Annotated in this window: 7 protein-coding genes; 4 read left to right on the forward strand and 3 right to left on the reverse strand. The window is 72.5% G+C overall.

Translation table 11 applies throughout. The features are described from left to right. Positions 1-28: 28 nt before the first annotated feature. Positions 29-985, reverse strand: coding sequence for a PAC2 family protein (locus tag AB0O00_RS20690; RefSeq protein ID WP_363653809.1), 957 nt, complete (start codon positions 983-985; stop codon positions 29-31). A 168-nt stretch (positions 986-1,153) separates the two neighbouring features. Further along, a complete protein-coding gene (locus tag AB0O00_RS20695; protein WP_363653810.1) occupies positions 1,154-1,951 on the reverse strand; it encodes an SGNH/GDSL hydrolase family protein in 798 nt (265 codons plus the stop codon). A 176-nt stretch (positions 1,952-2,127) separates the two neighbouring features. On the opposite strand from AB0O00_RS20695, the gene AB0O00_RS20700 reads away from it, so the two are divergent. Next, positions 2,128-2,649 (forward strand): SRPBCC family protein, encoded by a 522-nt coding sequence (locus AB0O00_RS20700; RefSeq protein ID WP_363653812.1) that lies wholly within the window; start codon positions 2,128-2,130, stop codon positions 2,647-2,649. A 13-nt stretch (positions 2,650-2,662) separates the two neighbouring features. Here the strand turns inward: AB0O00_RS20700 and AB0O00_RS20705 are convergent, their stop codons facing one another. Beyond that, the gene (locus AB0O00_RS20705; RefSeq protein ID WP_363653814.1) at positions 2,663-3,763 is read right to left on the reverse strand and encodes a glycosyl hydrolase family 18 protein; all 1,101 of its coding nucleotides are present in this window, start codon (positions 3,761-3,763) and stop codon (positions 2,663-2,665) included. A gap of 143 nt (positions 3,764-3,906) precedes the next feature. Here AB0O00_RS20705 and metH point away from each other — a divergent pair, with 143 nt between their 5' ends. The 3 genes from metH to AB0O00_RS20720 all read left to right on the forward strand — a co-directional run bounded on the left by metH (position 3,907) and on the right by AB0O00_RS20720 (position 10,159). Continuing rightward, entirely contained in the window at positions 3,907-7,416 is a 3,510-nt protein-coding gene (gene metH / locus AB0O00_RS20710) for a methionine synthase (RefSeq protein WP_363653816.1), read from the forward strand. Positions 7,417-7,554: 138 nt separating this feature from the next. Further along, positions 7,555-8,259: an HAD family phosphatase gene (locus AB0O00_RS20715; RefSeq protein ID WP_363653818.1), complete on the forward strand. Its 705-nt coding sequence runs from the start codon at positions 7,555-7,557 to the stop codon at positions 8,257-8,259. Positions 8,260-8,548: 289 nt separating this feature from the next. Further along, on the forward strand, positions 8,549-10,159 hold the full coding sequence (locus tag AB0O00_RS20720) for an ABC transporter substrate-binding protein (RefSeq protein ID WP_363653820.1): 1,611 nt from the start codon (positions 8,549-8,551) through the stop codon (positions 10,157-10,159). Positions 10,160-10,190: the final 31 nt, after the last annotated feature.

A 10,190-nucleotide genomic window follows, 5' to 3' on the forward strand; every position in this document is an offset into this window, starting at 1 on the left:
GTCCTGACGCCCCTTCGGCTTGCCCGTGCTACTCCTCGTCCGTGGAGCCCTCCGGCGCCTCCCGGGTGGTCCCCGGCGCCTCCGGCTCGGCCGGCCGCTCCGCCGTGGCGTGCCCGGCCACCGGCTTCTCGCCGGTCGGCCCGACGTTCTCCCGGCGGCGCAGGTAGCGCTCGAACTCGCGGGCGATCGCGTCGCCGGAGGCCTCCGGCAGCTCCGCGGTGTCCTGCGCCTCCTCCAGCTGCTGGACGTACTCGGCCACCTCGGTGTCCTCGGCGGCCAGCTGGTCGACGCCCAGCTGCCAGGCCCGCGCGTCCTCGCCGAGCTCGCCCGGCGGGATCCGCAGGTCCAGCAGGTCCTCCAGCTTGTTGATCAGTGCCAGCGTCGCCTTGGGGTTGGGCGGCTGCGCGACGTAGTGCGGCACCGCGGCCCACAGCGTCACGGCCGGCACCCCGGCGTGCGTGCAGGCCTCCTGCAGCACCCCGACGATCCCGGTCGGGCCCTCGTACCGGCTCTCCTCCAGGTCCAGCCGGCGGGCCAGGTCCGGGTCGGAGGTGACGGCGCTGACCGGCACCGGGCGGCTGTGCGGGGTGTCGCCGAGCAGCGCGCCCAGGATCACCACCAGCTCGACGCCCAGCTCGTGTGCGAAGCCCAGCAGCTCGTTGCAGAACGAGCGCCAGCGCATGCTCGGCTCGATGCCGCGGACCAGGACGACGTCCCGGGTCTTGGGTTCCGTCACCCGGATCACCGAGAGCCGGGTGGTGGGCCAGGTGATCCGGCGGATGCCGCCGTCCATCCAGACCGTGGGACGGTTGACCTGGAAGTCGTAGTAGTCCTCCGCGTCCAGGGCCGCGAACACCTTGCCGCCCCAGGTCTCGTCCAGGTGCGCCAGGGCCGCGGAGGCGGCGTCGCCCGCGTCGTTCCAGCCTTCGAAGGCGCAGACCATCACCGGGTCGATCAACTCGGGGACATCTTCCAGCTCGATCACCCGGCGTCTCCCTCCGAACTCCTCGTCGCCCGTGGAACTCCTCGCTCCACGGTCCCTACCTGCCCAGCCTACGGGCTTTGATGCGCGCCCCGGCCGGGCCACCGGGACAGTCTGGGCGAGCGGGCCGCCATGATCCAGCGGTTATCCGCAGGTCCGGCGGGACGCGCCCTACAGGAGTGCGGCGACGGTCGGCAGGTAGCCGCGGGCCTGGCCGTCGGCGGTGGGGTGGAAGGACTCCCAGAGGCGGGAGACCACGATGCCGTTGATCCACTCCTCCCGGCCGCCGCCGCAGGTGCCGTGGCCGTCGAAGACCGGCCGGACGTCCGCGAAGGCGAAGCCGTGGGCCTCGGACTGGCGGCGGATCAGCTCGTCCAGGCGGTCGGTGAGGGCGTTGAAGCGCTGCCGGCGGGCCTCGGTGGCGATCATGCAGCTGGTGCCGGTCTGGAGCAGCCGGGGGTAGCCGGTGACGACGACCCGGGCGGCGGGGGCGGCGGCGCGGATCGCCGTGTAGAGGGTGTCGAGGCGGCCGGGCAGCTCGTCGTCCATGCGGTGCGAGGCGGTGTCGAGGGTGCGGTCGCAGCGGGCGTCGGTGGTGAGCGGCTGGAGGCAGTCGACGGCGGCGGTGGTGAAGTCGAGGTCGTTGCCGCCGACGGTGAGGGTGACCAGGGTGGTGTCCGCGGCGACCTTCGGCAGCTGGTCGCGGCGGACGTCGTCCGTCCCGGCGGCGTTGCACGCGGCGTCGGTCAGGGCGGCGCCGTGCGCGGCGGCCCACAGCGCGGGGTAGCCGCGGCCGCTGCGGTGGCAGTCGCCGCTGGCCGGGTCGTAGGAGCCGGCCGCGACGCCGGCCGCGAACGAGTCGCCGAGCGCCGCGTACTTGGGCGCCGGGTCGGCCGCGGCGGGGGAGGCGAGGGCCGCGCACAGGAGGGGGACGGCGGCCAGGGCGGCGAGCGGGCGGGGGAGCGGCACGGTGGTCCTCCGGGGTCCGGGCGGGCCGGGCGCGGTCCGCCTCGGCCATCGGGCACGGATCGTAGCCGATCGCCTACAGATGGTTGTGGCGCGTGGATGGTCGTGGCGCGCCCGCCGGGCGGGGCGGCGCGATGATGGACTACGGGGCCGGGCGGCGGGCGTGAGGAGCCGGACCGATGAACCGATGGCTGTGGATCGGAGCGGGCGCGGCGGCGGTGGCCGCCGGCACCGCGGTGGTGGTGGCGGCGGACCGGGCGGGCCGCCGGCTCCCGGTGGAGCACGTCACCGAGGGCGGGCTGGAGCTCTCCCAGCCGCCCGGCGCGGTCTGGGACGTCCTGACCGACATCGACCTCTATCCGGCCTGGCGCCCCGACCTGACCCACGTCGAGCGGCTGCCCGCGGCGGCCGGCGGCCGGGAGCGCTGGCGCGAGTACGACCGGCACGGGCACACCACGTACGAGGTGGTCGACAGCGAGGCCCCGCACCGCCTGGTGACCGGCATCGCCGACCCGGACCTGCCGTACGGCGGCACGTGGACCTACGTCCTGACGCCGGCCGGCCGGGGCTGCCTGCTGACCGTCACCGAGCGCGGCGAGGTCCGCAAGCCGCTCTACCGCGCCGTCTCGCACTACGTGACCGGCGAGGACGCGACCGTCCACCGCTACCTGGGCGCCCTCGCCCACCGCATGGCGGCCTGAGGGGCCCGGGCGGTCAGCCGACCCAGCCCCGCCGGTACTGCTCCCAGTTCTCGGGCGTCGCCGCGAAGTCCACGTACAGCGCGACGCCGAAGGCCGGCCGGTGCAGGTCCTCGCGGGCGAGGCCGAGCCGGACGCCGCGCACGGCCGCGTCCACCGTTTCGGCGCCGCCGCGGTGCGCCCACGTGTCGTCCCAGTAGAACGGCAGGCCCATCAGCAGGTCGACGTGCTCGGGTGTGGCCTCCAGGGCCAGTTCGGTCTGCAGGGCGACGTAGCCGCCGAACAGCGGCTCGGTCTGCATGCTGGTGTCGTACGTCATCACCGCGATCTGGTCGACCCGGCGGGCGGTCTCGGTGAAGTAGGCCTGGTCCCACCACTTGCCGTGCCCGCTGAGGGCGATCCCGGCGGTGTGCAGGCCGGGCAGCGGGTCGATCTGCGGGGCGGCGACGGAGAGCTTCGCGCCGCGCCCGGCGGTCACGGCGCGGACCCGGTCGAGCAGGGCGAGCCAGCCGGCCGAGCCGGGGCGGATCGGCTCCATGTCGAAGTGCACCCCGTCGAAGCCGAGGTCCAGGACCTGCCGGGCGGAGGCGGTGACCCGCTCCCGGGTGGCCGCGTCCTCCAGGTCGAGGGCGTCCTTCTCGGGCTTGACCTCGTCGCCGAGCCAGCTCTGGACGCGGACCTGGGGCAGTTCGCGGTGCACCGCCTCGACGAACCACTGTGCGCGCGGGTGGACGGACGGCGGCAGCGAGCCGTCGTGCTCCAGCGGGCCGGTGTGCACGTACAGGTCGCGGATGCCGGTGCCGTCCAGCTGCCGGGCGAGCGCCGCGACGTCGGCGTCGGTCTTGCGGCCGTCCACCCAGGCGTGGCCGAGCCAGACGGCGTCCCGGCCGCGGGTGCGGGCGTCGGGCGAGACCTGGCCGACGTCGTGCAGGCGCAGCGCGACGAGCAGTCCGCCGATCGTGGCCACCGGGACGGCCGCGGCCACGGCGAGCGCGACGAGCGCCCTGCGCCACCACGACCAGCCCCGCCACCGGGCCCGGAAGGCCCTCAGCGGTGTCCACAGCGGGGCCGCCAGGGCCCTGCCGATCCGCCCCGCGGACGTCCGTGCGCGCCCCAAACGATTGCTCCCCCCTTGCGACCGAGCGTTCAGGATACGAAATGCACAGTCGCGCCGGGCCGTGGGCCGGATACCCTGGCCACGTGCGTGCCCGACCAAGCGGGTGTGCAAAGCCGACAGCCGTCGCACCAGGGAGAAGCCCCATGGCCACTGCAGCCGAACCGTCCATCACTCAGCAGAGCCGCGCGAACGCGCTGCGCGAGGCGCTCGCCACCCGGGTGGTGGTCGCCGACGGTGCGATGGGCACCATGCTCCAGGCACAGGACCCGACCATGGAGGACTTCCAGGACCTGGAGGGCTGCAACGAGGTCCTGAACATCACGCGCCCCGACATCGTCCGGTCCGTCCACGAGGCCTACTTCGGGGTGGGCGTGGACTGCGTGGAGACCAACACCTTCGGCGCCAACTTCGCCGCGCTCGGCGAGTACGACATCCCCGAGCGCATCTTCGAGCTGTCCGAGGCCGGCGCCCGGATCGCCCGCGAGGTCGCCGACGCGCACGCCGCCGACGGCCGCACCCGCTGGGTGCTCGGCTCGATCGGCCCCGGCACCAAGCTGCCCACCCTCGGCCACGCCCCGTACGAGGCGCTGCGCGACGGTTTCCAGCAGAACGCGGCGGGCCTGATCGCGGGCGGCGCCGACGCGCTGCTGGTCGAGACCAGCCAGGACCTCCTGCAGACCAAGGCCGCGATCCTCGGCTCCAAGCGCGCCCTGGCCGAGGCCGGCCTGGACCTGCCGGTGCTGGTCCAGGTGACGGTGGAGACCACCGGCACGATGCTGCTGGGTTCGGAGATCGGCGCGGCGCTCACGGCGCTGGAGCCCCTCGGCGTGGACTACATCGGCCTCAACTGCGCCACCGGCCCGGCCGAGATGAGCGAGCACCTGCGCTACCTGGCCAAGAACGCCAGAATCGGGCTGTCCTGCATGCCGAACGCGGGCCTGCCGGTGCTCGGCAAGGACGGCGCCCACTACCCGCTGTCCCCGGCCGAGCTGGCCGAGGCGCACGACGTGTTCACCCGCGAGTACGGCCTGTCGCTGGTCGGCGGCTGCTGCGGCACCACGCCCGAACACCTGCGCGCGGTGGTCGAGCGCGTCCAGGGCCGCGCGATCGCCCCGCGCACGCCGCAGCCGGAGCCGTCGGCGGCCTCGCTGTACCAGGCGGTGCCGTTCCGCCAGGACACCTCGTACCTGGCGATCGGCGAGCGCACCAACGCCAACGGCTCGAAGAAGTTCCGCGAGTCGATGCTGGCCGGTGACTGGCAGGCCTGCGTGGAGATCGCCCGCGACCAGATCCGGGACGGCTCCCACCTGCTGGACCTGTGCGTCGACTACGTCGGCCGCGACGGCGTCGCCGACATGAAGGAGATCGCCGGCCGCCTGGCCACCGCCTCCACCCTGCCGATCGTCCTGGACTCCACCGAGCCGGACGTCCTGCGCGCCGGCCTGGAGGCGCTCGGCGGGCGCGCGGTGCTCAACTCGGTCAACTACGAGGACGGCAACGCCCCCGACTCGCGCTTCGGCAAGATCGCCTCGCTGGCCCGCGAGCACGGCGCCGGCCTGATCGCGCTGACCATCGACGAGGAGGGCCAGGCCCGCACCGCCGACAAGAAGGTCGAGATCGCCGAGCGGCTGATCGCCGAGCTCACCGCGGACTACGGCATCGACGAGGGCTCGATCCTGGTCGACTGCCTCACCTTCACCCTGGCCACCGGCCAGGAGGAGTCCCGCCGGGACGGCATCGAGACGATCGAGGCGATCCGCGCGCTCAAGCGCCGCCGCCCGGCCGTCCAGACCACCCTGGGCCTGTCCAACATCTCCTTCGGCCTCAACCCGGCCGCCCGCGTCGTCCTCAACTCGGTGTTCCTGCACGAGTGCGTCGAGGCCGGCCTGGACTCGGCGATCGTCCACGCGTCGAAGATCCTGCCGATCTCCCGGATCCCCGAGGACCAGCGCGAGGCCGCCCTCGACCTGGTCTACGACCGCCGCCGCGACGGCTACGACCCGCTGCAGCGCCTCCTGGAGCTGTTCGAGGGCGTCTCCTCGGCCTCGGTGAAGGCGTCCAAGGCGGAGGAGCTGGCCTCGCTCCCGCTGGAGGAGCGGCTCCAGCGCCGGATCATCGACGGCGAGCGGGGCGGCCTGGAGGCCGACCTGGACGAGGCGCTGACGCAGCGCCCCGCGCTGGAGATCATCAACGACACCCTGCTGTCCGGCATGAAGGTCGTCGGCGAGCTGTTCGGCTCGGGCCAGATGCAGCTGCCGTTCGTGCTCCAGTCCGCCGAGGTCATGAAGACCGCGGTGGCGCACCTGGAGCCGCACATGGAGAAGTCCGACTCGGAGGGCAAGGGCACGATCGTGCTGGCCACCGTCAAGGGCGACGTCCACGACATCGGCAAGAACCTGGTCGACATCATCCTGTCCAACAACGGCTACAACGTCGTCAACCTCGGCATCAAGCAGCCGGTTTCGGCGATCCTGGACGCCGCGCAGGAGCACAAGGCCGACGTCATCGGGATGTCCGGGCTGCTGGTCAAGTCGACCGTGATCATGAAGGAGAACCTGGAGGAGCTCAACCAGCGCAAGCTGGCGGCCGATTACCCGGTGATCCTCGGCGGCGCCGCCCTCACCCGGGCGTACGTCGAGCAGGACCTCCACGAGATCTACGAGGGCGAAGTCCGCTACGCCCGGGACGCGTTCGAGGGCCTGCGCCTGATGGACGCGCTGATCGCCGTCAAGCGCGGCGTGCCCGGCGCGGTGCTGCCCGAGCTCAAGCAGCGCCGGCACGCCCGGGTCGAGGTGGAGGAGCCGGAGCCGGAGATCAACCTCGGCCAGATCCGCTCGGACGTCACGGTCGACAACACCGTGCCCACCCCGCCGTTCTGGGGCGACCGCATCGTCAAGGGCATCCCGTTCGCCGACTACGCCTCCTGGCTGGACGAGGACGCGCTGTTCAAGGGCCAGTGGGGCCTGAAGGCCGCGCGCTCCGGCGAAGGCCCGTCGTACGAGGAGCTGGTGGAGACCGAGGGCCGCCCGCGGCTGCGCGCCTGGCTGGACCGGCTGCAGACCGAGGGCTGGCTGGAGGCGGCCGTGGTCTACGGCTACTACCCGGCCAACTCCAAGGGCGACGACCTGATCGTCTTCCACGAGGACGGCACCGAGCGCACCCGCTTCACCTTCCCCCGCCAGCGGCGCGGACGCCGGCTGTGCCTGGCCGACTTCTTCCGCCCGGAGGAGTCCGGCGTGCGGGACGTCGTGGGCCTGCAGGTGGTCACCATGGGCAACCGGATCTCGGAGGCGGCCAACGAGCTGTTCGCCGGGAACTCCTACCGCGACTACCTGGAGCTGCACGGCCTCTCGGTGCAGCTGGCCGAGGCGCTGGCCGAGTTCTGGCACGCCCGGGTCCGCTACGAGCTCGGCTTCTCCGGCGAGGACCCGCAGGACGTCAAGGACATGTTCGCGCTCAAGTACCGCGGCGCCCGCTTCTCGCTCGGCTACGGCGCCTGCCCGGAGCTGGAGGACCGCGCCAAGATCGCCGAGCTGCTGAAGCCCGAGCGGATCGGCGTGGTGCTCTCCGAGGAGTTCCAGCTCCACCCGGAGCAGTCCACGGACGCGATCGTGATCCACCACCCCGAGGCGAAGTACTTCAACGCCCGGTAACTCCCGCGCCGCTCTCCGTTCGCTCTTTTCCGGCGAACCGGGCGTATCCTTGATGATCCTGAACGGGCCGGTCCGCTCACCAGCGGGCCGGCCCGTGCCATCCCCGGAGCACGTGCGGGGCCCCTCGGAAGGATCGCCATGACCACCATCTCCACCACCGTCGCGGCGCTCGACCACGGGGACGACCGCGGCCTGCGGGCGGTGCTGCTGGACATGGACGGAACGCTCGTCGACACCGAGGACTTCTGGTGGCAGGCCGAGGCCTCGCTGTTCGCCGAGCTCGGCTACGCGCTCGACGAGGCGGACCGCGCCCAGGTGGTCGGCGGCCCGATGACGCGCGTGATCGACTACCTGATCGCCAGGACCGGCGTCGACCTCTCCCCGGCCGACCTGACGGTCCTCATCAACCAGCGCTTCGTCGACCTGCTGGGCGGCGGCGTGCCGCTCATGCCCGGCGCCGAGCGGCTGCTCAACACCCTTGCCGCGCACGGGATCCCGGCCGCCCTGGTGTCGGCCTCGCACCGGCACATCATCGACATCGTGCTGCGCTCGCTGGGCGCCGAGCACTTCGCCTTCACCGTCGCCGGCGACGAGGTCCCGCGCACCAAGCCGCACCCGGACCCGTACCTGGAGGCCGCCCGCCGCCTGGGCGCCGACCCGGCCCGCTGCGTCGTCGTCGAGGACGCGCCGACCGGGGTGAAGGCGGCCGAGGCAGCCGGCTGCCCGGTGATCGCGGTGCCCTCGGTCGCGCGGATCGAACCGGCCCCCGGGCGCCTGGTGCTCTCCTCGCTGGAGCAGGTCGACCTCGAACTGCTCCGCTCGCTGGTCGCCTCGCGCGTGTGATTGTGGTCTCATTGCCCCGCCGGCCTACCGGCCGGTAAGGGGCCGTGAGCGGCCCGAACCGGGAGGCGCCCGGGGAGAAAACGGGCATTGCCTGACAACTCGTCCAGCGGCCCGCGGTGCCCACGATCACCGTGTCCCAAACGTCATCCGCGCGGGTATCGGTCGTGCGTGTTCGATATGGCACGCTACTCCAGTTCGTTCCCACCCTCGCAGCCCTGCCACCGCCGCCGACGGGTACCCCCGGTCCCGGCGCCGGTCGCACGACGCGCACCCCAGAAGGACGCGCCCCGTGAAGACTCCCGCTGAACGCCTGGCAGTACTCGGCTGCGCCGGCCTGGTCGCCGTGACGGTGGCCGGCTGCGGATCCGTGACCGACGCCGTCAAGGGCGACAGCGCCAGCAAGTCGGTCACCATGGGCACCGCCCAGCTCACCAGCGTCCTGGACCCCGCCGGGTCCTACGACTCCGGCTCCTGGCTCATCCTGCGCAACACCTTCCAGTCGCTGCTGGCCTTCCCCGCCGCCTCCAGCTCGCCCTCCCCGGACGCCGCCCAGTCCTGCGAGTTCACCGGCGGCGACTCCACCCAGTTCCACTGCACGCTGCGCCCCGGCCTCAAGTTCTCCAACGGCCACCCGCTGACCGCCGCCGACGTCGTGTTCTCGATCGAGCGCACCAAGAAGATCAACGACAAGAACGGCCCGTCCGGCCTGCTCTCCTCGGTCAAGTCCGTCGAGGCCAAGGGCGACAACGAGGTGCTCTTCCAGCTCAGCGCGCCCGACGCGACCCTCCCGGCCAAGCTGGCCAGCCCGGTCGGCGCGATCGTCGACCACCAGGTGTACCCGGCCGACTCGCTGCTGCCCAACGACAAGCTGGTCGGCTCCGGCCCCTACAAGCTCGACTCGGTCGAGGCCCTGGGCGGCGCCGGCAAGAGCATCGGCAAGGTCGCGCTGTCGTCCAACGACAAGTACGGCGGCGACGCCAAGCTGCGCAACAACAAGTTCACCGTCCGCTACTACGACCAGGCAGCGGACCTGAAGGCCGCCCTCGACAAGGGCGACGTCGACCTCACCGACGACAGCCTGGACCCGAACACCGCCGCCCAGATCCGCTCCGACCAGCAGGGCGGCAAGGGCGACCTCCAGGTCGTCGAGGGCGACAGCAACAACACCCGCTCGCTGGTGTTCAACACCAAGGACGCGACCGTCGGCAACGTCGCCGTCCGCCAGGCCGCCGCCACGCTGCTCGACCGCAAGGCGCTCGCCCGCGACGTCTTCGCCCGCACCGTCCAGCCGCTGTACTCGATGGTCCCGGCCGGCGTCACCGGCCACAACACCGTCTTCTTCGACAAGTACGGCGACCAGGACGTCACCAAGGCCAAGAAGTTCCTCACCGAGGCCAAGGTGCAGCTGCCCGTCAAGATCACCCTCACCTGGTCCCGCTCGCGGGCCGGCGCGGCCGAGGCCGAGACGGTGAAGAAGCAGCTGGAGACCGGCGGGCTGTTCCAGGTGACGGTCCAGCAGGAAGCCGACTGGGACAAGTACAAGGCCGGCTTCGCGGACGGCAAGTACCAGGCCTACATCCTCGGCTGGTTCGCCGACTACCCGGACGCCGACAACTACATCAGCCCGCTGGTCGTCGACGGCGGCGTCTACCACGACGGCTGGGACGACCCGCGGATCAGCCAGAAGCTCGTGCCGGACGGCCTCAAGGTCACCGACCGGGGCGCGGCGGCCAACAACTACAACCAGATCCAGTCGATCGTCGCCGACAACGTGCCGCTCGTCCCGCTGTTCCAGGACAAGGCGTTCTACGCGGCCCGCTCGTCCGTCACCGGCGTCGAGTCCACCGTCGACACCACCGGCGTCTTCCGCTTCTGGGAGATCGGCCGCAGCAGCAAGTAGCACCCAACGGCGACGGCCCGCCCGCTGCCCC

The sequence above is a fragment of the Kitasatospora sp. NPDC093558 genome, from assembly GCF_040683475.1.
Taxonomy (GTDB): domain Bacteria; phylum Actinomycetota; class Actinomycetes; order Streptomycetales; family Streptomycetaceae; genus Kitasatospora.

Bases quoted from the DNA above. Each gene is read 5' to 3' on its own strand.
- AB0O00_RS20700 (WP_363653812.1), top strand. From the start codon at position 2,128: ATGAACCGATGGCTGTGGATCGGAGCGGGCGCGGCGGCGGTGGCCGCC.
- metH (WP_363653816.1), top strand. From the start codon at position 3,907: ATGGCCACTGCAGCCGAACCGTCCATCACTCAGCAGAGCCGCGCGAAC.
- AB0O00_RS20715 (WP_363653818.1), top strand. From the start codon at position 7,555: ATGACCACCATCTCCACCACCGTCGCGGCGCTCGACCACGGGGACGAC.